A 23,722-nucleotide genomic window follows, 5' to 3' on the forward strand; every position below is an offset into this window, starting at 1 on the left:
TTTGGGCACAAATACATCCGATACCTAAGCATTCCTATACCTCGATTGGACTCAGCTGGTTGTATAACAAGGGCAGATTAGGCATAATACGCGTTTACATTAAATTTTCTGCAGTCGACGTGATGACCATTTGTCTTAATCGCGTTGTTTGTGCGTTTTTTTAGCGAATAGCTTGAATCGCGCAGTAATGGCTGCATTATTGTATTTCGAATTGGGCTGACAACTGGATAACTATATTATGACGCATAGCGAATACCGAGACGAATATTGCGGAGCTGTAACCGAAAGCTTAATTGAGCAAACCATTAGTGTCGTAGGCTGGGTACATCGTCGTCGCGATCACGGTGGCGTGATTTTTTTAGACATGCGTGACCGCGCTGGTATCTTGCAGGTAGTCGTCGATCCTGATACCCCAGAAGCTTTTGCTACTGCTGATGCGGTACGTCCTGAATATGTACTAAAAATCACTGGTCGTGTACGTCGCCGTTATGAAGGCACTGAAAACGCTACTATGACCAGTGGTCAAATTGAGCTACTAGGCAAAGAGATTGAAGTACTGGCCAAGTCTGAAACACCACCATTTCCATTGAACGATGAGAAGACTACCGTATCAGAAGATTTGCGTCTTAAGTATCGCTATCTCGATATGCGCCGTCCGCAAATGCAAGAACGTATGGTGTTCCGAGCCAAAGCGACTTCAACAATTCGTCGTTATTTAGACGATCATGGTTTCTTAGATGTTGAGACACCTATTCTGACTCGTGCGACGCCAGAAGGTGCGCGTGATTATCTAGTACCATCGCGTACTCGCCCAGGTAACTTCTTTGCATTGCCACAGTCGCCACAGCTGTTTAAACAGTTATTGATGGTGTCAGGTTTTGACCGTTATTATCAAATCGCTAAATGCTTCCGTGATGAAGATTTACGTGCTGATCGTCAGCCTGAGTTTACCCAGGTGGATATTGAGACTTCTTTCTTAAATGAAGAAGAAATCATGAATATCAACGAAGGCCTTATCAAGCATTTGTTTAAGACTATGATGGACGTTGAGTTTGAACAGTTCCCTCGTATGACTTACGCAGAAGCCATGCGTGACTATGCATCAGACAAGCCCGACTTACGTATTCCACTAAAATTGGTCGACGTTGCAGATTTGATGAAAGATGTCGACTTCAAAGTGTTCGCAGGTCCTGCTAATGATCCTAAAGGTCGTGTGACTGCCCTACGTATCCCTGGTGGCGCATCGTTAAGCCGTAAGCAAATCGATGCTTACACCAAGTTCGTTGGCATCTATGGTGCACGTGGTTTGGCTTATATCAAAGTTAATGACGCTAGCAGCATCAACAACGGTGTGGACAAAGAGTCTGGCCTACAGTCTCCAATCATCAAAAACATGACTGATGATGTGCTTGTCAGCCTAATCGAGCGTACTGCTGCAGAAGATGGTGATATTATCTTCTTTGGTGCCGATAAAGCCAGTGTCGTGAACGATGCAATTGGTGCGCTACGTCAAAAAATCGGGCTAGACCTTGAAATGACTACCTGCCAGTGGGCGCCACTTTGGGTCACTGACTTCCCAATGTTTGAAGAGACTGACGATGGTCGTTGGACATCAATGCATCATCCGTTCACCAAGCCTAAAGGTTCAGTTGATGAGTTGAAAAACAACCCAGAATCTGCCCTTTCTATCGCTTATGATATGGTATTGAACGGTACAGAAGTTGGTGGTGGTAGCTTACGTATTAATACTTACGATATGCAGCAGGCCGTATTAGAAGCTTTAGGTATCGGCGAGCAAGAAGCTGAAGACAAATTTGGTTTCTTACTTGATGCATTGAAATTCGGTGCACCACCGCATGGTGGCTTAGCATTTGGCTTGGATCGTTTGATTATGCTCATGGTAGGCGCTGACTCTATCCGTGACGTGATTGCCTTCCCAAAAACTAAAACTGCTGAGTGCCCACTAACTCAAGCACCTGCTGGCGTTGATGGCAAGCAACTGCGTGAGCTTGGTATCCGTGTGCGTGAAAAAGCACAGGCTGACACCAATCAACCTGCACAGTAAATAGTTAAAATAATGTTTAGTTCTTTGCTATCTAACTGGTTACGTGATTCATCACTGTGTGAATGGTCATGAATCCGTATCATATTTTTAGAATCGTGCCATTGTCTGTATTGCAGATGCTGGCACGTTTTGTTGCGTGGGTGATTATAAAGATACCCAGCTTAAGTATTATGCGTACTGTCAGTACCAACATGGCGCTGATTGCCCCTGAATTATCCACTACGCAAAAACAAGCGTTAACCAAAGAAATCATCTATCACCAGTGTTTAACCAGTATTGAATCGATCAAAAGCTGGGCAATGTCTCCTGAATGGAGTATCGCTCAAATTCGTGATGTCCATAATAAAGAGATTTTATTAGAAGGACTTGCTAACCCTAACGGTATGCTTGCAATCGTCCCACATCTCGGTACATGGGAGATGATGAATGCTTGGCTTAACCAGTTTGGTTCGCCGACCATCATGTATAAGCCCGTCAAGGGCAATATTACCAATGACTTCGTCTTACAAGGTCGTTCACGGCTCAATGCCACGTTAGTTCCTACTGATGGTAGCGGCGTCAAAGCTGTCTTTAAAACGCTTAAGCAAGGTGGTTTTAGTATTGTGCTTCCTGACCATGTACCTGACCCATCGGGCGGTGTGGTTGTACCCTTTTTTGGGGTAGAAACATTGACCAGTACGCTGGCCTCGAAACTCGCTAGCAAAACCAAATGTGCGCTAGTCGGCATATCTTGTATTCGCCGTAAAGATGGTCATGGGTTTGATATCTATTGTTATAAACTCGATGACCCAGCACTCTACGACCGCAATGCCGAAACAGCTGCTCATGCGCTGAACCAAGCCATGCAACAGATGATTGAGAGCAAATGTAGTCACTATATGTGGGGCTATCGACGTTTCAAGCGCATTCCCTCATTGGGAAATCCTTATAACGCCAATGAAGAAACTTTGGCGAAATTCATTCGCAATAATAAGCAGTCTATTCATCACGATTATAACGCTAGTGATACGGCCAAATCCAATAGCAATGAGTAATAACCGTACAATCAGTTAAGCGTTTAGAGAGGTGGTGAATCGTAGTCGTGCTAATATTAGCTAACTTTTAAATCTTTTATTTTATTAACCATTTTTTATTGAAATCAATATGAGTGCATTATGGCAACTGACGTAACGAAGACCTCATCGACAGACCACACGAAAGCAAAGCTTAAAGTTGCTGATCAGCGTTATGTTATCTGTATGAAATGGGGTGATAAATACGGTCCTGAATACGTCAATCGCCTTTATAATATGGTCAGCCGCCACCTTACCTTAGATTTTCAAATGGTCTGTCTCACCGATGATAGTACGGGCATTGATCCTGCTATTACGTGCCACCCTATCCCAGAGATGGATCTACCAGCGGGTCCTGAGCGTGGTTGGAAAAAACTCACGACGTTTAAACCAGAGCTGTATGACCTTAAAGGGGTCGCGCTGTTTTTAGACATCGATATTGTGATTGTCGATAATATCGATGCTTTTTTCACTTATGAAGCTGCGCATAGAGACAGTGTTGTGATTATTCGTGATTGGAAAAAGCCATGGCGAATGATTGGTAACAGCTCCGTGTATCGCTTTAACATCGGTATGGGCACTTATCCTGATTTGCTTGCAAACTTTGAGCGGAACTTCGACACCATTCGTCAACAAGTGCGCCACGAGCAAGCTTATTTATCCAACTATTTGCGTGAGCATCATCATTTAGAGTACTGGGATAAAACCTGGTGTGTCAGCTTCAAGTACCAGTGCATTGCCCCCATTCCATTCAATTTTGTGCGTACACCTACTCTGCCTGATAACGCAAAGATTGTTATCTTTCATGGTGAGATTAATCCACCAGATGCCATCAACGGTAGTGGCGGCAAATGGTATCGTCATGTTAAGCCAAGTCCTTGGCTAAAAGATTATTGGCGATAGGCTCGAACAGGGGATAAACCATGAAGTCAGATAATGAAAAACAAATAGATATTGTCATTGCTTGGGTAGATGGTGATGATCCAGCGCTTAAACAAAAAAGAGCACAGTATCAAAAAACAACGAGCGCTGCCTCTGACGCCGTCAGCTCAACACGATTCGCTAGTAATGATGAGATTTATTACAACATTGCCTCTATTTTAAAATACGTTCCTTTTTGTCGTTATATTTATGTGGTTACAGACCAACAGCAGCCAGCACTTATCTCTGAATTTGCCAATCAAGGTATTTGTGCTAAAGATAAAATACGTATTGTCGATCATAAAGAAATATTTTCTGGATACGAGCAATTTCTGCCGACCTTCAACACCAGATCTATTGAAACCATGCTATGGAATATCTCAGGTCTATCTGACTACTTTATATATATGAATGATGATTTTTTCTTTAATCAGCCTGCTATTCAGGAAGACTTTTTAGACAATGACAATATTATTATTTATGGACATTGGAGAAAAAGTGCTCTTTTACAAGCCAAGCTAAACTATCGGAAATCTCTACAAAAATTATCGGGTAAAGCCGTTCAACCCAAACATACCGTTGCTCAGATGTTAAGTGCTAAAGCGCTTGGGATGAATCAATTTTTTGAGGTTCACCATTATCCACATGTCGTTGATAAGAACATTTTAAAGAGCTATCTACTAGACAACCCTCAGTTGCTGAACGAGCAGATTAGGTATAAATTTAGAGACGTGGCTCAAATAAATCCTATTACACTAATGAATCATCTAAAGATTCAGAAGAACGAAAACTCTCTTAAACCACCGATATCCGTTAACTACCTCAAAAATGAAAGTAGTGTTGAAGGTTTTTTAGCTGATTTACATAAAGAATCAATCAAATATGGCTGCATACAAAGCTTAGACTTGCTCGATTCAGGCTCATGCAAAAAAATTAGCGATGCTATGATTCATAAATTTTCAGCGTATCTGCCGCCATCACTATTACAAGCTACTAACTAATAAATACTAGATAGCAGTCGATAAAATAATAAACAAAATATAATATTGGGATTTTTATGAAAATAACAGTGGTAGGTACAGGCTATGTCGGTTTATCTAATGCTATGTTGCTTGCTCAGCACAATGACGTTGTAGCTGTTGATATCATCGCTGAAAGAGTCGAGCTGCTTAATGCCAAGCAGTCGCCTATTGAAGACATAGAGATTGAAGATTTTTTACTGAATAAAAATATTAACTTTACCGCTACGTTAGATGCTAAATCTGCTTATAAAGATGCTGATTTCATTATCGTTGCCACTCCTACTGATTATGACTCAAAAACCAATTACTTTAATACCAAAAGTGTAGAGAATGTCATTGAGGAAGTGCTTAGTGTCAATGAAACTGCGTTAATCATCATAAAATCTACCGTCCCTGTTGGATACACTAACGAAGTTAAAGAACGTTTTTCAACAGATAATATTGTATTTTCTCCTGAGTTTTTGCGAGAAGGTAAAGCGCTCTATGACAATCTTTACCCTTCTAGAATTATCGTTGGTGAGCAATCTGAACGTGCCAAGCAATTTGCAAACTTACTTCTTGAAGGCGCCTTGAAAAAAGAAGTCCCTCAGCTGTTTACAGAGTCTACTGAAGCTGAAGCCATTAAGTTATTTTCTAACACCTATCTAGCGATGCGTGTTGCCTATTTTAATGAGCTAGATACCTATGCCCAGACCTTTGGACTGGATACCAAGCAGATTATAGAAGGCATTGGCTTAGATCCTCGTATTGGCAACCACTATAATAACCCATCATTTGGCTATGGTGGCTACTGCCTGCCCAAAGACACCAAACAGCTATTGGCAAATTATGATGAAGTGCCGAGCAATCTTATTAGAGCCATCGTTGATTCAAATAGTACCCGTAAAGACTTCATTGCGGATAAAATCATCGAAAGAAAGCCCAGAATTGTGGGTATTCATCGACTGGTTATGAAAAGTGGCTCAGACAATTTTAGAGCCTCCGCTATTCAAGGCATCATGAAACGTATTAAAGCAAAGGGTATCGAGGTCGTTGTTTACGAACCTGTATTGAAAGAAAATAACTTCTTTAACTCGCGAGTTATTCAAGATTTAGAAGCATTCAAATCAATGAGTGACGTCATTGTAGCAAACCGCCTATCTACTGATATAGAAGATGTAGCGGATAAAGTATTCACAAGAGACTTATTCGGGAGCGACTGATGAATATATTAGTCACTGGTGCGGCAGGTTTTATCGGTTTTCACTTAATCAAGGCGCTCTTAAAAATAGAGTCGACTGATCAAAACCATTTCATCGTTGGTATCGATAACATCAACGATTATTATGACGTCAATCTAAAAGCAGAACGTCTAAAAATATTAAGTGACTTATCAGAGCCAGAGAATTTTACCTTCATTAAATTGGATCTTGCTGATCGCGAAGCCATATCTGGACTTTTTTCAACCTATCAATTCGATACGGTTATTAATTTGGGTGCACAAGCAGGTGTCCGCTACTCTATAGAAAACCCACACGCCTATGTTGATTCAAATGTGGTTGGGTTTGTGAACATCCTCGAAGGCTGTCGTCACCATGCTATCAAGCATCTGATTTATGCAAGCTCTAGCTCTGTCTATGGTATGAACATCAAGCAGCCATTTACAACTTCTGACTGTGTTGATTTCCCTATTAGCTTGTATGCTGCCACAAAAAAATCAAATGAGCTCATGGCACACAGCTATAGTCACCTATATAACATTCCAACGACAGGACTACGGTTCTTTACGGTTTATGGCCCTTACGGTCGACCTGATATGGCATATTTCTCTTTTACTAAAAGAATACTGGCTGGCGACCCAATTGACGTCTTCAACAATGGCGATATGCAGCGTGATTTTACTTATATTGATGACATCGTAAAAGGTGTCATTCGAATAATAGACAAAGTTCCCTCTCCCCAACATTCCACTATCACGACGACATCAGCCCCTTATAAGATTTATAATATTGGCAATAATCAACCTGTAACTTTACGCCGTTTTATCACTGCTATTGAAAGCGCTTGTGGCAAAAAAGCTCAAGAGAACTTGTTACCTATGCAAGCAGGCGATGTACCGATCACTTACGCAGATATAGACGACTTGGTAGATGATATTGATTTTAAACCTGAGACTAGCATCGAAGATGGGATTGAAAAGTTTGTCACTTGGTATAAACAATATTATTCAGTATGATTAGGTAACTTTTACAAACAATATAAGCATCTATATTTCGGACATTTAAGCTCTAATCGCATCATACCTTTTTAAAGGATTTTAGTGACATGACCACATCTACAAACTGGCAAAGAAAACTGCTATTAATATTTCGAAGTGAAAAAAGATTGAATGCGGGTAAAGTTTTTAAAAATTATGATGGCAAAAGCTTTGATGAGATGAAAGCAACAACCATTACTGAAGCATTGTGCGATATTGAAGCGCTAACAGATGAGCGTAAAAGTACAGACTTAGAGATCCATTTAAACAACCTAAAGCATCAATCGTTGGGTGAGTCTGAGCTCTGTTTTTATCACAATACGCTTGTTATATTGATGCGTCGCAAATACAAAACAGATAAAACCTTTGCTGAATTTGAAAGACTTTGGAAGGCAGAAAGCGATTATTTATTAGAGCATCTCTCATTACGTTGGATAGTTTCTGCTTGCGATACTTTCATCGACTATTCAGATGATACTAATAGAGCTGCAATCCTGATGAACGTCATTACTCTAATGAATACGTTGAGAGTGCATGAAACTAGAAGTTTTTTACAGTTAAGTGCTAAGGCTGAACCTATGCCACTACTGGATGAAAAAACTGATCAACTTTATGCTGGGGATTTACCCTTATATGACGGGCTTACCTATTTTCGTATAGGTACAGACGATAGCTTAAGAAATATGCGCAAACGCTATAGTAAATTCCTTAAAGTCGACAAATTAGCGACAACTATACTATTGGCTGTATTCGAAAAACTACAAAATAATCAAAGTGCGTTTGCCACGCTACGGCAATTACACAGAGATGATTGGTCTAAATGGTGGTTGGATTAAGCTTTCTCACCTGTATTCTCACAATTAGAAGCGAACTCAATATATTTTTTGGCTATCGTGATAGGTAGCAATGCCTCATTAAATTCAGAATGAAATTGCTCTGAATTTTTCATTGCTAAGCTTAATTTAGCAGCAATAGCATCTATATCTCTCATTGGCATTAAGTTGTTTTGAGGCAATAGCTCACTGGGGCCAGACTGACAATCGGTGCTGATAACTGGTGTTCCCAAAACTAAAGACTCTGCAATCACCAAAGCAAACCCTTCCCAGTCTGAAGTTAATATCTTAAATTTTGCATGTTTTATATAAGGGAAAGGATTTTCTAAAAAACCTAAGAAAACCACCTTGTCTTCCAAATTGAGTTCTACTACCAATTGCTCTATATCGTTTTTGAGCTTACCTTTACCTAAAAGCAATAAAGGTAGAGACTGATCTGTTTTAGCATAAGCTCTTAGCAGCACATCATGACGTTTTGCCTCTTTGAAGCTACCCACATGAATAATATAATTCTGATATTCAGGAACGAATGCGTCACCTAGTTTTCGAATACAGTCTCTATCTATTGGATTGTGAATGGCTATCGTTGGTGTAATATCACCAAAATTTTCTAAAAAATCTTTCTGAACGCCATTGCTTACGCAGGCACAAGGGTTTTTTGAGTAAATCTTAGTAAAGTTTTCTTTTTTCTGATGACCGATATCAGCCTGTTGAAACTTATACAATAAAGATAAAGTATTATGAATCACATATACAATATTGGGCAAACGACTATAACTAAAAACGCTGTCTGAGCGATCAAGATTGGATAAAATAACATCAGGCTGACCAATTTTTTTTGTGATATAACGATCTACAGTACGAGCAAAAAACTTATCTCGACGCTGTGCTCCTGGTATCTTTTTATAAAGCCTGAATTTTAGAACATGATAAATAAGGTTCGGATTAAGATCATACTCTACCCGAGGCTTGAACCTTAAAACATGTACTTCATATCCCAACTCATAAAAGCCCTGCCCTAATGTAAGTACAACACGCTCAGCGCCACCACCTTGTAGGCAGTTGATGACTAAAAGTATTTTTTTCTTATTTTCTCTGGGTAAATTATTGATTATGCTCGTGGCATTATTAGTCATTTTAAACTTTCTTAAAAGTGAGTATTTTGAGTATAAAGAGGATTTGACAGTATCACTTTATGACATCTAGTCTTTGAGAGAATTCTAGATATTTCTCAGCTATTTTAACTGGAAGCAGTGATTCATCAAACGGGGCATGAAACTGTTGTGGGTTGCTCATTGCCTGACGCATTTTTTCAGCAATGGCTTCAATATCTCCCATCGGCATCAAGTTGCTTTCAGGTAATAGCTCACTCGGGCCTGACGGACAATTGGTGCTGATGACCGGTGTACCTAGCACTAAAGCTTCAGCAATAACTAAAGCAAAGCCTTCCCAGTCAGAAGTCAGTACCTTAAATTGTGCATGTTTGATATAAGGAAAAGGATTTTCGTGAAAGCCTAAAAACACCACCTTATTTTCTAGTTTTAACGCTGTGACTAAATTCTCTATCTCATTTTTATGCTTGCCTTGGCCTAAGAGCAACAATGGCATAGATTGATCAGTCTTTGCGTAGGCTTTTACCAATACATCGTGACGCTTCGCATCTTTGAAGCTTCCTACATGTATTATATAGTTCTGATATTCAGGAACAAAAGCATTGGCCTGTTTTTGAATATTGTCTCTATCAATTGGATTGTGGATGGCCGCCGTTGGTGTGATATTGCCAAAGCTTTTGGTAAAATCCTTTTCAGCACCCTCACTCACACATACACAAGGATGTTTAGAATAAATCTCGACCATTTTTCTTTTTAATTGCTCAGCATCTTGATTTTTATTGAATTTGTAGAGCAGCGATACGGTGTTATGAATAATATAAGTGATATTCGGTAGCTTACTATTACTCAAGATACTATCCGCACGATCAAGATTAGAAAGTATCATGTCAGGCTGACCGATATTTTGTGAAACATACTTATCGACAGAACGCGCAAAAAGCTTATCACGCCTTTCAGATCCTGGTATGAGCTTGTAAGGTTTAAATTTGAGCACATGATAATGAAGGTCTGGGCTCAACTCATACTCTACCAAGGGTTTGAATCTTAGAACATGTACTTCGTAGCCCAATTCATAAAACCCTTGACCTAACGTCAATACCACACGCTCCGCACCGCCGCCTTGTAAGCAATTAATAACAAGTAACACTATTTTTTTGTGCTGTTTCATAAACTACGACCTATCGAGTGATATCTTTGTCCACTTAAAGAAACTTATAATTATTTGATCGAAAAATCAGCGCTTAAAGAGTCTCGAAAACAGTGATTTGGAAGCACTCGGGCGAGTGACTTTATTACCACTGTAGCCTTGTTGAGATTTTTTTGGAAAACTACCGAAAGGTTCAACTCGATAACTGTCTAAATGATATCCAGCGGCAAGCGCTTCATGATAATACTTATCAAAAAGGCCGACCAAATCTTGTCTTGGATGTGGCATTATTTCACCATCGAACCAATGCTCGAACCCTTCCTCGCTCACTCTGGGTAACGAATATTTGTGACTGAACTGCGTTCCCATATCCGAGTAATGTAAGACCTTGATGTCCTCTATCGCTAAGTCTTCACCATCTATACAGTTATAGCTATTTTGATAAGACTCAATCAGCTGAGTATTTTTCTTAAATACCGCCATCATTTCTTTATGGCTTTTAGGATCTTGTTTGAGTTTTTCGATAGGTAAAATGACAGACTTTGCAGCTTCACAATCCCACACGCAAGTACATAGTCGAGTCATATCAGCATTCGTTTTAGCTGCTACTACGGCCTGTCCTTCGATAGGATGCTGCCATAATTTTGCCAAATCATCTAAAACAACGACATCAGCATCCATATAGATCGCACGTCCAGAATAATTGCAATACTCTGGAATCGCCCATCTAAAACCAGAAAAAGGCGTTGACCACTTGGTGGTATCCCAGCCTTTACCAGTCTCAGGGTTAGAATACCAATAACTATTAGGGTCACGTGAGAGCTGCATCCACACTATCTCTACTGGCACACTGGTATGTTTGTGGATACTATAATCTAGAACCATCATCTGCTCTAGATCACAGTTGTTTGGGTCACAGCCCACAAATACTCTGATGATATCGTTCGTTTTCATAGTTCTATCCGTTCACTGGAGAATACTCTAACCCTAGTCATTTACAAGGCTATAAAACATCAGTATTAATTACGTCTAATGTGATAATACTCAGTTGTAAAGCTAAGCCTACTCCTTCCAGTATTTCTCAATCCAAGTTACTGGCAAGATAAAGTGACGTAAATGTCGTAAAGGGCGTTTCAAGTTTTTGGGCTCAGTAATTCTTTTCAAATGATCTTTAGCATTATTAGCCGCATTTTTATTATACATGCCATCAATTGCATGCGTAGGGTATAAATCACCAGGGAAAATAACCAGACGAGCACCTTTAGGAATCTTTGGCTCTTTAAAATAATTGAACGGAAACGGCTGACGACATTTACGTCTAAAGTGAGCCACCCATGCCTTTGGAAACAGCTTTACACCACCGGGTGCGTTACGTGTGACAAAACGCTGCTCAAAACGATACTCATCAGCGATGCCTTGTGGATCCGCCTTGAATTTTTCTTGTAGTGAAACAAGCGAACCTATCTGAAATCTGAAACAAGAAGTCTGCCCCAAACGCTCCAACGGGTTGCTCGGGTTATAAGATAAAATAACATCGTCCGGCTTGCCATACTCAAAGAAAGGATCGAGGCTATCGACGATAATCACATCCAAATCTACAAACAGTACTGTACCGGTTAAATCGCCAAGCTTTTCACCCCATAAACGAGATTTTGGCCACTTACCTAGTGTATTGGTTGGCATAGTGACATCTAATGGTGGCAATGCTTGGCATTCGATCTCTGGACGTACATCGGTGGTATCATCTGTAAAGCAAACAAAACGAAATGGCGGCGTAATATTACGAGACACCATGCCATATAGTTTGTTGGCATAATCAGCCCCGTACTTTGTACCCCATTTAATACAAATGATTTGTTTGATATTTTTATTATCTGCTGTATTAGAATCTATTGGCATTGACTGCTCACTTTAACGATATGAATAAATATGATGGCTATATTAGCATAAAAAAAAGACTGAACAATTACGTTCAGCCTTTTTTAGTTTTTCAAAGTAACTGCATTGTTAATCAATAAAGCTTAACCAATCCATATATTGCTCATTGCGACCGTGTACTACATCAAAGTATAAAGTTTGTAGCTTTTCAGTCAAAGGCCCGCGGCCACCGTTACCAACCGTGCGATCATCATATTCGCGAATAGGCGTCACTTCAGCAGCAGTACCTGTCATAAATATCTCATCCGCTAAGTAAAACTCATCGCGAGTAATACGGCGTTCAACCACTTTGATACCTAGGTCATCAGCGAACTGAATGATAGTACGGCGAGTGATACCATCTAACGCACCACCAGCAAGATCCGGAGTATGCAATACGCCATCTTTTACTAAGAACAAGTTTTCACCTGCACCTTGGCAAACATAGCCTTGTGAATCCATCAAGATAGCTTCGTCGTAACCATTACGAGTGACTTCTTGGTTGGCCATGATAGACACTGGATAGTTGCTTGACGCTTTTGCCTTACACATCGTCACATTGGTCATATGATGTGTGAATGAAGACGTTTTCACGCGGATACCGTTTTTGATACCTTCGTCACCAAGATATGCACCCCAATGCCAAGCAGCAACCATCGCATTGATACTGTTGTCACGCGAAGACAGACCTAGCTTTTCTGCACCGACCCAAATTAATGGACGAATATAAGCTTCTGCCAAGTTGTTCTGTTTAACAACATCTTTATGTGCTTGCTCTAGAGTCGCGGCATCGAACGGTACGTCCATTTGAAAGATTTTTGCAGAGCCTAATAAACGCTCGGTATGCTCTTTTAGGCGAAAAATAGCAGTACGATTATCAGCAGTTTGGTAAGCACGCACACCTTCAAATACAGCCATGCCATAATGCAAGCTGTGGGTCAGTACGTGAACTTTAGCATCTGGCTGTTCAATCATTGTGCCATTCATCCAAAGCTTACCGTCTTGTGTTGCCATGTTCATTTTGTAGTCCTTATGCTAGCGCTAACGTCTAACTTTTTTAGGTAAATTATATTTAATAGTATTTATCGACATCATATGATAACACCACTGCGTCAAATTTCATTGCTAAAATTCAGCATTATTGTCACCAATAAATGATGAAGAATTGCCAGTAATATCACGATGTGTGACCGATTATATCACTGGCAGTCCTAGCAAATGAACTCTTTTGGTTTGGACCTAGCAGGCTATTATTTATAGTTAAAAAACCGGGGATTCATACTACTCTTCATCTGCTGTATCGACGCCCATCAAATGCTTCCATTGGTCTTGTACCAATGCCCGTGTTTCTTTCCATAATGACTCGTCAACCAACAATGATTGCTCTGACAATGCCAATTGATGGGTAGCCGCACGAATTCTTAGATAAGCATCTGTCAAATCTTGACAGACTTGCGCCTCCCAAATGCCAAGTAATGCAACTTCCTCAAAGATACGGACGTTGTCACTCCATTTGGTCAAACTTGGATGCTCGTGCGAGTAAGCCAATACCGCAAATTGCGCTAAAAACTCAATATCGATTATCCCGCCTGCATCTTGTTTAAGATGGAACTTGCCAGATTTCTGTTGCCATTGATTGGTTCCTAAATGCTTTTGCATCTTGATACGCATACTGGTGACTTCCGTACGTACCTGCTCTAACGTACGCGGCAATGCCAGTACATTTCGGCGAATATCACAAAAGCGTGCTGTTACTCGTCTATCGCCACAAATCGCCCGCGCGCGCACCAATGCTTGATGCTCCCATGACCAGGCTTTATCTAGTTGGTACGTCTCAAAAGCGTCACATGACACCACCATCATACCTGCATTACCTGAGGGACGCAGACGCATATCAATCTCGTAAGCACGGCCATCTCGCGTTTGGGTGTTCAGATAGTTCATCAGCTTTTGCACCAGACGCGCGGCAAACTTCATTCCACTGACCGATTTTTCGCCCGTGGTCATACCCTGCTCTTTTATCTTATGCAAGAACACCAAATCCAAGTCTGAGGAATATGACAGCTCCAACCCACCAAGCTTACCGTAACCAATAATAGCAAAGCCACAATCCGCTTCAGTGACCGGATCGCCATCTTGACCAATAGGATAACCATAGCGCCTGACAATCTCTGCAAACGCGCGCTCTAACACCGCTTCTAGTACCACTGCAGCGATATAAGTTAAGGAGTCCGACACTTTCATAATCGGACGCGCAGCTAATATATCACTAGCCGCTACTGCCAGTATCTGGTTCTTTTTAAACAGCCGCACAACGCTGAGCAGCTTCTCTTCGTCATTAGGCTCTACGCGTAGTAATTGTTGACGTAAAATGTCACGCAGCTCACGCTTATCAGGTAGATGGTGATAGCGCTGCTGTAAAAAAGTATCTAGCAGTACAGGATAGTGTGCCAGCTCTTTTGCAATCCAAGGACTGGCTGATAGCATCGGAATCAGCTCAATCGTTGCATTGGGGTTTTCTGCGATCATCACTAAGTAGATGGAACGACGACAAATCGCTTCGAGTAACGAGATAAGACGAGGCAACGCTGTATTCGCAAGTTGCTGCTGGTCTTGATGTGCCAACAGCGCGTGGACGATGACAGGATATGCATCATCTAGACGTTCTCTGGCTTCTTCACTTAAGTTGGCAACCAATTTTGACTGCCAAAAATTATCTAATAGATCTCGGTTTTTTTCCGTGAGTACGTTATCCAATCGTGCAATCTGCTCATCAAGATCTTTTGGCTCGAGACTAGCATCTTCTTGATCCGGTACTTGACGTTCGGTAACCATACGCTCGAATGGGACGTTTACATTATTTCGATGCTGATTGAGCGTGCTGAGTAGCGCAGCCCAATCCTCAAACCCAAGGGTGATAGCCAGATTATATTGCCACTGCGTATCGTGTGGTAAGCGTTGGGTCTGCTGATCGTTAATTGCCTGAATCGCATGTTCAAGCCGACGCAAAAACCGATACGCGGCTTGTAATTTCTTATAGGTCTCAAGCTCCAAATATTTGAGTTTATATAGCACCTTCATCGCGTCCAGACAGGATTTAATCTGTAGCTGAGGATGTCTTCCGCCATAAATCAACTGAAACGCTTGTACGATGAACTCAATATCTCTGATACCGCCTGCACCAAGCTTAATATTGTCCAAATCTTCACGCTGTGCCACTTGGTTCTGAATGAGAGACTTCATCTCTCTCAGTGCCGCAAAAGCACTGTAGTCGACATAGTAGCGAAAAACAAATGGCCTGATGAGCGCTTGTAACTCATCATAAAATGGCTGCTCTAACTGCCCGACTACGCGGGCTTTTAGCCAAGCAAAACGTTCCCATGCGCGGCCATGTTGAGAAAAGTATTTTTGCAGCGCTGACAAATGAATAGCCAAGTCGCTACCATCTCCCCATGGACGTAGACGCATATCAACGCGAAAGACAAAACCATCAGCCGTTGTATGATCAAGCAATTTAATAATGCCTTGACCCAATCGAGTCATAAAGCGCTTGTTGTCTATGCTACGAGTACCTTTGGCCTTATCACCATTGGTTTCACCACGTGCTTGATGGACAAAAATCAGATCGATATCACTAGATAGATTCAGCTCGTGGGCACCAAGTTTCCCCATAGCCATGATGGCCATATCGTCGATTTGCACATTACCTTTGGCATCAATAAAAGTTGGTTCGCCATACTGCTTGATCAGATGCTGATAGGTATAACCCTTGGCAAAGGAGATACAACCCCCTGCAAACTCAGAGAGTTCATCAGTCAACTGCTCAAGTGAGATCATCTGCAAGGCATCTTGCCAGATCCAACGCATCATTAGCAGAGTACGCAAATCACGTAGTCCTTTCATTACCTTGGCTTCATCAGCGATCTGATAGTTCTCATCCAAAGTATAGTCTTGTATCAGATCGTCGATTTGCTGGCGCGTTAGGGTCTGATCTAATGGGTAGCTGCGCAAAAATGTTTGGCATGAGATCGTACGGCTCTCCCAAATCTGATAAGCAAACTCACTCGCCGTCTGCAATACTTGCAGCTGCTCTACTGTAGGCTGACTATCTGTACCATGGGTCTCGCGTGAAGGCATAGCAGGTAACATAGGTAAATAAACTCCTTGCATGGAATGATAAGACTACGTGAACCTAGCGCATAATATTAGCGTTTTTTCTTACGAGGTAGTCACCGAATCTGACAACCATACTAATATATGCCAGTATTTATGATAAAACCACTTTTAATCACACTGACGCACTTTGCTTTTGAGCGCTTTATGGTAGCATAAACACCTTTAGCATTGACGATCGACAAGAATCCTTATGACAACCATGCCCCCTTTACTTTTGATTACCGCTGATCCCAGTCATCCACTGGGCTCTCTAGCGCTACGTTATGCTCGTGCTTATCTTAAAAACACCTCAAACGAAGAAAACACGAATAGCAGTGAAACGTTAAATGTCTTTTTTTATGGAGATGCTGCCCATACTGCCAACCGCTTACGCTGGCAGTCAGCAGAGCAAGTTGATTTGACCAAAGAGTGGCAAAACCTTGCCGAGCAGTATCAGTTATCGCTACCCGTCTGCGTCAGTACTGCTCTCAGTCGCGGGATTAGTGATACGGATAACAGCTCACGCCATCAGCTCAATGGTGACAATCTTGCGACAGGCTTTTCGCTGGTCGGCCTGAGTGAGCTTGCGATGATGATGCAAGAAGACTGTCGCCTGATTCAATTTTAACAACGCATCGCTTTGAGATATTTTGGCTTGGAAGATATGATTGCGAAAACAGTAATCGTCACGCAAGTAATCAGATTAGGATTTAACCATGAAACTATTAATTCAGTTGCACACGCCGACTGAAATGGCCAGTTATGAGGGCTGCGCGCTTGCGCTAACGCTAGCGACCTTTGGTCATGACGTACAACTATATTTGGATGCCCCTGTCTTTGGCCTATTGATGCAGTCTGAATCGCGTTTGCATGGCATGATTCAATCACTGGAGCTGTACGACATGCCAGCGGCTTGGCTGCCTGATGATGTCTTCAGTGGATGGGTCACAGGTATGCTGCCAGCAGATCTGGCGTCACAACTGACCTTGATACCAGAAGTCGTCAACTCACAAGACTTTGAGCAGATACTGACCTTTTAACTGATCAGATAGGAAGAACCAAATGGCAACGTTATATCAATTGCATAGTCCGATGGATACACTGAGACGCGGTATTGACGAGATGTCACGCACGTGGCGCACTGGTGATAGCATTCTACTGCTAGGCACTACTGTTGCCTTTATCGACTGGTTAGACGCTTATTTGGGCGATATTGAAATTGAGGGTATTGCTGGTATTTATGCATTAGCCGATGATGTCTCGCAACTAACGACCAATACGACTCTCAAGCTTAATTTAGAGGCCAAATTGAGTAGAATATTGACAGATAACGAGTGGGTCGAGCTGACTCAAGACACACAATTTGATAAAGTCGTGACCATTGCCTTATGAATAATGATGCCACTACCCCTGCTATGACGCCTAATAATATTGAAATCAGTGTTGAATTAGATCAAGACGGTCACCTGTGTGATCATACTATCTGGACACCTGATATCGCACAACAATTGGCCGACACATTAGATGTTCATTTGGAAGCTGAGCATTTGCAGATTTTACAACAAGTACGTGCCTTTTTTGCTAAATTCAATCATGCGCCAGCCACACGCCCATTGATTAAATGGCTACAAAAAACCTTGCCTGAGCACGATATCAGTAATCAAAAACTACAGCAGCTATTCAAAACAGGGTTGGTCGCCCGACATGTCAATCGCCTGTCAGGTCTACCTAAGCCACCCAATTGTTTGTAGTGGATGAGTAACTGCTACATCAAGTCGCTCTGAACGTCATTCTGAACAAAGCGACCTACTAAAAACACCTACTAACTATTGGGATAAATTTTTCGCTTGCTGTGTTGATGCAAACATAAGCTATCAAATACTTATCCCAACAGTACATCATTAAAGGTATAGCTCATTAGAGTGGTGCTACACCTTGATCTAAATATGGATACCTTGCTGTATATTCAGTATTTCACTAGTCAGTAAAAACAACGCTATTTAGGATCATATACCGTCAAGGTCTCATAACCGACACTACGTCCTTCATCACCAGCGAAGCCTTGCTGGCGCCATATCTCATATAGACATATCGCAACGCTGTTAGATAGGTTTAGACTGCGCGAATCAGCCAGCATAGGTAATCTTAACCAATTATCAGCGCCAATATCTTCACGTATCTCATCTGCCAGACCTGCCGTTTCGGAACCAAATACCAATGCGATATTAGGCATTTTCTTAGCTGTCTGAGCACTATTCAAATTTTCACTAGCCTGCAACCCACTAAAATCATAATCGTAAAATGGTTTGCTCAGTTTAGTAGTCAATGCTGTGACCACATGGCAATCGGCAACGTTCAATGCCTCTCTTGCGGCTGCCCAGTCATCATGTACTTGCAGATGTGCGTATTCATGATAATCCAAACCTGCACGGCGTAGCTTCTTGTCATCGAGCTCAAACCCTAAAGGTCTGACCAAGTGCAGCTGTGCCCCGCTATTGGCACACAAACGAATGATATTGCCAGTATTACTGGGCATTTTAGGGGCTACCAACACAATATGGATGGTCATACTAACTCCGTCAGTGGACAAAACTTATTATTTGTATTTATCATCGATAAGTAATCGAAAGTTACAGTTTACTGCCAATAATTACATTTTGATACTGTGCAGCGTTTTTAACTTTCACTATGATGTCTGTAACGGATAAAGAGATAGTTATTACTTATAATTATCTCTCTATCTAATAAACCTTCAGTGAGTGTTAAGCATTATGCTTAGCATCGCTGTTATTATTTATAACAATCCATTTATTTTTTGAGGATACTATTATGAAAAAAGTAATCATCGCATCTTTGACCGCTATGTTTGTACTAACTGGTTGCAACACTTTTAAAGGTCTAGGCCAAGACGTATCAAGCGCTGGTAATGCTGTAACTGGTGGCGCACAAGATGTACAAGATAAAATCTAAGGTTTGATTTTTTTAGATTTTAGAAAGGGCTTATCATTTATTTGGTAAGCCTTTTTTTATTCCTTTATTTAGGGTCTGTTGAACATTCAAATATTAGGGCTGCTGATTGCTAGGCAAATTGCACCAAATTAGGCGCAAGCCGAAGATAATGTCGAGACCTTAGCTAGGTTTGCAACAACATTTGGGGTGATTTTAGCATCAGCCTTGAGAACGGATCGAGCAAAGCACTGCTTTGCCCGTTCGCAAGGCAAGAGCTGTGCTCGAGTGGAGGGCAGTACTATTTTTTGCCAATATATGGCGAAATGGTTTAACCTAGAATGACTAGGCGTCAAAAATTTCACTGCATATTGCCTAAAAAATAGTGACTGCCAGCACCACATTTGAATGTTCAACAGACCCTAATGCTTATCCTGCTTTTGCACTACCATTAAAATACAGTGCTATAAAAACTCTCGTAATATTTGATTGAGATAACGCTGTCCTAATTCTGTTGGCTGTAACCGCTCAGCACTGTCTGTCAATAAACCTTGAGCCACGAGCTTGGCTACTGATAAAGTTATACTATTAGCGCTTAGTCCTGTTCTTTCTTGAAACAGTGACCAAACTACCCCGCCATGTAAGCGCAGCGCATTTAGCATAAACTCACTGACCAGCTCATCACTGTCAATTTCTTGCCAGCCCACCATCTTCGGTGTATTTTGGCTGACAGTAGATTGCTCATTAGCATCTAAATGCCCTACATAATCCTTAGGCAATCGCGACTTACTAAAACGATAAATGCCAGATTGTATTAACAACTCGCTCTTTAACGTTTTATTCGTTTCTGCTGTTTCGCTCGCTTTGTGATGCATCGTCGCTTTATGACTAATTGTCACTTTGCCATGTGCACCAGCCCCAATGGCCAAATAATCCCCAAATTGCCAATAATTGACATTATGACGACACGGCTGATCGGATGCGCCTGCCCAAGCGGACACTTCATAATTGTTGTAGCCCAATTGCTGCAATAGCGCTTGACCCTCTTGTTCAATATCTGCCAAATTGTCTTCGTCTGGCAAAATAGGCTGACTACGATAAAACACGGTATTGGGCTCAATCGTCAGCTGATACCAAGAGATGTGCGTCGCCCCTGCATCGTGAGCCATTTGAATATCATCCAACGCTTCACTCATCGTTTGTTGCGGTAATCCATGCATCAAATCAACATTGACGCGCTCAAAACCCGCAGCGCGTGCAGCGTGAATGGCAGACAGTGCTTGAGCAGGATCATGTATGCGCCCAAGCGTGGTCAACTTATCAGCAGCAAAGCTCTGTACACCAATCGACAGACGATTGATACCGACCTCTAGGTATTGAGCAAAGGGTGCATGCTCTAGCGTGCCAGGATTGGCTTCCATGGTCACTTCTATATCATCAGCGAATGTAAAGGTATTGCGTAAGCTAGCGAATAGTCGCCGATACTGTGCAATAGGTAGTAGCGATGGTGTGCCTCCACCGATAAATATTGAACTGATCTCGCGACCTTGGGCTAATGGCTGCTGCATATTTGCATCTAACAGCAATGCATCTACGTATTCGTCATACATCGATATCTGACTGTCTATCGGTAACTCATGCGAGTTAAAGTCGCAATAAGGGCATTTTTTTACACACCATGGTATATGAATATATAACGCTAGTGGAATGGTACTCACCTCTATTGCGCCCGCATTATCATTATTGAAGGCATTAACATCAGTTGAACCGTGAACAGATTGAATATTTGACATAAAAGGATTTATCTATAAATGCGTTGCTGCTGTCATTAGCAGAAAGTAGCGCTAGGATAACGCCTAAATTCAGTAAAAAAAAGACTCTCTTAAAGAAAATCCCTGCAATAACAAAACCAGTAACAAACACTCATGTTAACTACATCCTCTTATTGGCAGAATAGCTACTACTGTCATCGGTTGACGGCTGGTAAATATTCAACACCCCCTAACAAAACCATAATAATTAACAGGATAAAAATATGGCTTACTGGTTGATGAAATCTAATCCAAAGTTTTTTGGTATTAAGGATTTGCAACGTCTAAAAACGGATCGTTGGGATGGCGTACGTAATTATCGTGCCCGCAACTTCATGCGCGATGACATGAAAGTTGGCGACCAAGTTATTTTTTATCATTCTAGTGCCAAACCATCAGGTGTGGCTGGCATCATGACTATTAGCAAAGCGGGCTACCCTGATCCAACCCAGTTCCATCCTGAACATCGCCATTACGATCCTATTGCAACCGAAGATGAGCCACGCTGGTATATGGTAGATGTCAAATTTGAGCAGGCCTTTACTGATGTAATACCACTACTAGATCTTAAGTTTTTGCCCGCACTTGAAGATTCATTGTTACTCAGAAAAGGCTGTCAGCAGTTGACGGTCATTCCGCTAGAGCCAAAGCATTGGCAAGCGATTATGGACATGGCAGAGACGCTGGATCTCATGTGAAAGATCGTAATTTTCTTTTTTAATATCATAATTTTCTTTTTTTACAGTTGTCTTGTATCCACCATCATTGCGCGCCTCTGAAATATTGACATTATGGCCTAGCTTCTTTACCATCTTATTTATTTATGACCTGTCAATCCACCCTTTGGATTGACGGGTTATTTTTATTTTAGTGCCGTCATTTTTATTTCCATACTCTATCTATCTACTTAGGCAACATTATAGGCTTGCTCATATTATTTATCGGAGTATTATCGTCGGCACTATTCTCATCTCATTGTTTCGTTTTATCTCCCTGTCTCGCTATTAGTTTATTGATGGCAGGTTTTGCTCGTTCCTAATCAATACCGTAAAGAATAAAAAGTTGCTCACTATGGTTTTCCCATTATCCTTTAGAGATTTTAAAAGCTACAGCTTACGCTTAGGTGTGCTCGCGCTACCTATTCTGATTACTCAGTTTTGCCAAGCGGCACTTGGCGTAGTCGACGCTATTATGGCAGGTCAAGTCTCTGCGCTCGATTTGGCTGCTGTTGCCGTTGGTTCTGGTATTTGGCTGCCACTATTCTTATTAGCCACTGGTATTTTGATTGCTACCACACCGCTCATTGGTGAGGCAATTGGTCAAAACAAGCATGACCAAGTACCTCATATCACGCAGCAATCCTTATGGACGGCTGGTGTCATTGGTATTATTGGCTTTATTGTGGTCAATTTGGCCCCAAACGTACTTGGAATCATGGGGGTGCCTGAAAACATCCAGCCAATCGCCACGCAGTATTTGCATGGTGTCTCGTTTGGTTTTCCTGCACTAGCCGTCTATGCCGTCCTACGCAGTTATTGTGAGGCGCTTGGACGACCTGAGCCCGTCACCGTCATTAGTATCATTGGTCTACTGGCAGATATTCCGCTCAACTATATTTTTATTCATGGCTTATTTGGCATGCCTGAGATGGGCGGCGCAGGCTGCGGTGTCGCGACGGCCTTAGTATTATGGATAAATGTATTACTACTTGCGGCTTATACCAGCTTCACTAAACGACAGCAGTTTGCCAGCACACGGTTCTTTTATGGCTTTGCCAGTCCCAATCGTGAACAGATCAAAAAACTGCTGAAATTGGGTATTCCAATTGGTATCTCGATATTTTTTGAAGCAAGCCTATTTAGCTTAGGTGCCCTAGTCATCAGTCCCTTAGGTGAGATAGCAACAGCATCGCATCAAGTAGCATTGGCGGTAACCTCGCAGCTGTCTATGATACCCATATCAGTCGCCATGGCGCTGACTATTATGATATCCAATCGCTTCGGCGAAAAAAACCTACTGGCATTACGACAAGTACAAGCCACAGGGCTGATTTGGACCGTATTGATTGCATTGACTTGTATGCTTGGCATATGGCTGTTTAGACCACAACTGGCAGCAGCATTTACTGACAATCCAGTGGTCAGAGCACAAGCCATGCACTTGCTCATCTTCGCATTGGCTTATCAGTTATTTGATGGCTGGCAAGTCAACATTGCTGGGATATTACGCGGCATGCAAGACACGACCATACCAATGTGGGTCACGCTATTCTGCTATTGGTTAGTTGCTCTACCGCTCGGTATTTACTTGGTGCGTTTCACTGACGTTGGCGCCCAAGGTTTTTGGATGGCATTAATCACAGGGTTGTTTTTATCATCTATTCTACTGACGCTGCGACTGCGTTATCAACAGAGACGCTTAACAGCAAAGTGGGCTTAATAGACTATCTAAATCATGTTTATCTAACGTATAGTTGATTTCAAACAATTTCGATACAAGGAAGCT

Annotated in this window: 22 protein-coding genes; 14 read left to right on the top strand and 8 right to left on the bottom strand. The window is 41.7% G+C overall.

The window, feature by feature from the left end; translation table 11 throughout:
- The first annotated feature begins 238 nt into the window (after window positions 1–238).
- The 7 genes from aspS (at window position 239) to JMW61_RS12505 (ending at window position 8,132) form a co-directional block, all read left to right on the top strand.
- Window positions 239–2,065 carry an aspartate--tRNA ligase gene (aspS, locus tag JMW61_RS12475; protein WP_201551717.1) on the top strand — a complete coding sequence of 609 codons (1,827 nt, stop codon included), beginning with the start codon at window positions 239–241 and terminating at the stop codon, window positions 2,063–2,065.
- Window positions 2,066–2,133: 68 nt separating this feature from the next.
- Window positions 2,134–3,099 carry a lysophospholipid acyltransferase family protein gene (locus tag JMW61_RS12480; RefSeq protein WP_201551719.1) on the top strand — a complete coding sequence of 322 codons (966 nt, stop codon included), beginning with the start codon at window positions 2,134–2,136 and terminating at the stop codon, window positions 3,097–3,099.
- 204 nt (window positions 3,100–3,303) lie between these two features.
- Window positions 3,304–4,020 carry a glycosyltransferase gene (locus tag JMW61_RS12485; RefSeq protein ID WP_406947663.1) on the top strand — a complete coding sequence of 239 codons (717 nt, stop codon included), beginning with the start codon at window positions 3,304–3,306 and terminating at the stop codon, window positions 4,018–4,020.
- A 20-nt stretch (window positions 4,021–4,040) separates the two neighbouring features.
- On the top strand, window positions 4,041–5,039 hold the full coding sequence (locus JMW61_RS12490) for a Stealth CR1 domain-containing protein (RefSeq protein ID WP_201551721.1): 999 nt from the start codon (window positions 4,041–4,043) through the stop codon (window positions 5,037–5,039).
- 56 nt (window positions 5,040–5,095) lie between these two features.
- Window positions 5,096–6,262 (top strand): nucleotide sugar dehydrogenase, encoded by a 1,167-nt coding sequence (locus JMW61_RS12495; RefSeq protein ID WP_201551725.1) that lies wholly within the window; start codon window positions 5,096–5,098, stop codon window positions 6,260–6,262.
- The gene (locus JMW61_RS12500; protein WP_197216100.1) at window positions 6,262–7,275 is read left to right on the top strand and encodes an NAD-dependent epimerase; all 1,014 of its coding nucleotides are present in this window, start codon (window positions 6,262–6,264) and stop codon (window positions 7,273–7,275) included. The genes JMW61_RS12495 and JMW61_RS12500 overlap by 1 nt, the downstream gene beginning before the upstream one ends.
- Before the next feature lie 89 nt (window positions 7,276–7,364).
- Entirely contained in the window at window positions 7,365–8,132 is a 768-nt protein-coding gene (locus JMW61_RS12505) for a hypothetical protein (RefSeq protein WP_201551727.1), read from the top strand.
- On the opposite strand, the gene JMW61_RS12510 is transcribed toward JMW61_RS12505, so the two are convergent.
- From JMW61_RS12510 to glnE, 6 genes are all read right to left on the bottom strand, one after another.
- Entirely contained in the window at window positions 8,129–9,265 is a 1,137-nt protein-coding gene (locus tag JMW61_RS12510) for a glycosyltransferase (protein WP_201551729.1), read from the bottom strand. The two genes, JMW61_RS12505 and JMW61_RS12510, sit on opposite strands and share 4 nt — an antisense overlap.
- A 52-nt stretch (window positions 9,266–9,317) precedes the next feature.
- Window positions 9,318–10,409 carry a glycosyltransferase gene (locus JMW61_RS12515; protein ID WP_201551731.1) on the bottom strand — a complete coding sequence of 364 codons (1,092 nt, stop codon included), beginning with the start codon at window positions 10,407–10,409 and terminating at the stop codon, window positions 9,318–9,320.
- 66 nt (window positions 10,410–10,475) lie between these two features.
- Window positions 10,476–11,342 (bottom strand): glycosyltransferase, encoded by an 867-nt coding sequence (locus JMW61_RS12520; RefSeq protein WP_201551733.1) that lies wholly within the window; start codon window positions 11,340–11,342, stop codon window positions 10,476–10,478.
- Window positions 11,343–11,450: 108 nt separating this feature from the next.
- Complete coding sequence (locus JMW61_RS12525) at window positions 11,451–12,287, bottom strand: glycosyl transferase (RefSeq protein WP_201551734.1); 837 nt, start codon at window positions 12,285–12,287, stop codon at window positions 11,451–11,453.
- Window positions 12,288–12,395: 108 nt separating this feature from the next.
- Window positions 12,396–13,325 carry a branched-chain amino acid transaminase gene (locus tag JMW61_RS12530; protein WP_197100309.1) on the bottom strand — a complete coding sequence of 310 codons (930 nt, stop codon included), beginning with the start codon at window positions 13,323–13,325 and terminating at the stop codon, window positions 12,396–12,398.
- Between the two features lie 261 nt (window positions 13,326–13,586).
- Complete coding sequence (gene glnE / locus JMW61_RS12535) at window positions 13,587–16,454, bottom strand: bifunctional [glutamate--ammonia ligase]-adenylyl-L-tyrosine phosphorylase/[glutamate--ammonia-ligase] adenylyltransferase (protein WP_201551735.1); 2,868 nt, start codon at window positions 16,452–16,454, stop codon at window positions 13,587–13,589.
- Between the two features lie 217 nt (window positions 16,455–16,671).
- Between glnE and tusD the strand changes: the two genes are divergently transcribed.
- From tusD to JMW61_RS12555, 4 genes are all read left to right on the top strand, one after another.
- Window positions 16,672–17,088, top strand: coding sequence for a sulfurtransferase complex subunit TusD (gene tusD, locus JMW61_RS12540; protein ID WP_110922922.1), 417 nt, complete (start codon window positions 16,672–16,674; stop codon window positions 17,086–17,088).
- 88 nt (window positions 17,089–17,176) lie between these two features.
- Window positions 17,177–17,500, top strand: a complete 324-nt coding sequence (locus JMW61_RS12545; protein ID WP_110922923.1) for a hypothetical protein — start codon at window positions 17,177–17,179, stop codon at window positions 17,498–17,500.
- 22 nt (window positions 17,501–17,522) lie between these two features.
- Window positions 17,523–17,852 carry a hypothetical protein gene (locus JMW61_RS12550; RefSeq protein WP_201551736.1) on the top strand — a complete coding sequence of 110 codons (330 nt, stop codon included), beginning with the start codon at window positions 17,523–17,525 and terminating at the stop codon, window positions 17,850–17,852.
- Window positions 17,849–18,211, top strand: coding sequence for a TusE/DsrC/DsvC family sulfur relay protein (locus JMW61_RS12555; RefSeq protein WP_227687465.1), 363 nt, complete (start codon window positions 17,849–17,851; stop codon window positions 18,209–18,211). Before JMW61_RS12550 ends, JMW61_RS12555 begins: the two co-directional genes overlap by 4 nt.
- A gap of 245 nt (window positions 18,212–18,456) precedes the next feature.
- Here JMW61_RS12555 and JMW61_RS12560 read toward each other — a convergent pair whose 3' ends face one another.
- Entirely contained in the window at window positions 18,457–19,029 is a 573-nt protein-coding gene (locus JMW61_RS12560; protein ID WP_201551737.1) for a tRNA (cytidine(34)-2'-O)-methyltransferase, read from the bottom strand.
- 260 nt (window positions 19,030–19,289) lie between these two features.
- Between JMW61_RS12560 and JMW61_RS12565 the strand changes: the two genes are divergently transcribed.
- The gene (locus JMW61_RS12565; protein ID WP_101204419.1) at window positions 19,290–19,430 is read left to right on the top strand and encodes an entericidin A/B family lipoprotein; all 141 of its coding nucleotides are present in this window, start codon (window positions 19,290–19,292) and stop codon (window positions 19,428–19,430) included.
- A gap of 440 nt (window positions 19,431–19,870) precedes the next feature.
- Here JMW61_RS12565 and hemW read toward each other — a convergent pair whose 3' ends face one another.
- Window positions 19,871–21,199, bottom strand: coding sequence for a radical SAM family heme chaperone HemW (gene hemW / locus JMW61_RS12570; RefSeq protein ID WP_201551738.1), 1,329 nt, complete (start codon window positions 21,197–21,199; stop codon window positions 19,871–19,873).
- A gap of 242 nt (window positions 21,200–21,441) precedes the next feature.
- Between hemW and JMW61_RS12575 the strand changes: the two genes are divergently transcribed.
- Both JMW61_RS12575 and JMW61_RS12580 read left to right on the top strand, forming a co-directional pair.
- A complete protein-coding gene (locus JMW61_RS12575; RefSeq protein ID WP_201551739.1) occupies window positions 21,442–21,915 on the top strand; it encodes an EVE domain-containing protein in 474 nt (157 codons plus the stop codon).
- A gap of 373 nt (window positions 21,916–22,288) precedes the next feature.
- Window positions 22,289–23,656: an MATE family efflux transporter gene (locus tag JMW61_RS12580; RefSeq protein ID WP_201551740.1), complete on the top strand. Its 1,368-nt coding sequence runs from the start codon at window positions 22,289–22,291 to the stop codon at window positions 23,654–23,656.
- The last annotated feature ends 66 nt before the right edge of the window (window positions 23,657–23,722 follow it).

Origin of the sequence: Psychrobacter fjordensis (genome assembly GCF_904845995.1) — a bacterium.
Taxonomy (GTDB): Bacteria; Pseudomonadota; Gammaproteobacteria; order Pseudomonadales; family Moraxellaceae; genus Psychrobacter; species Psychrobacter fjordensis.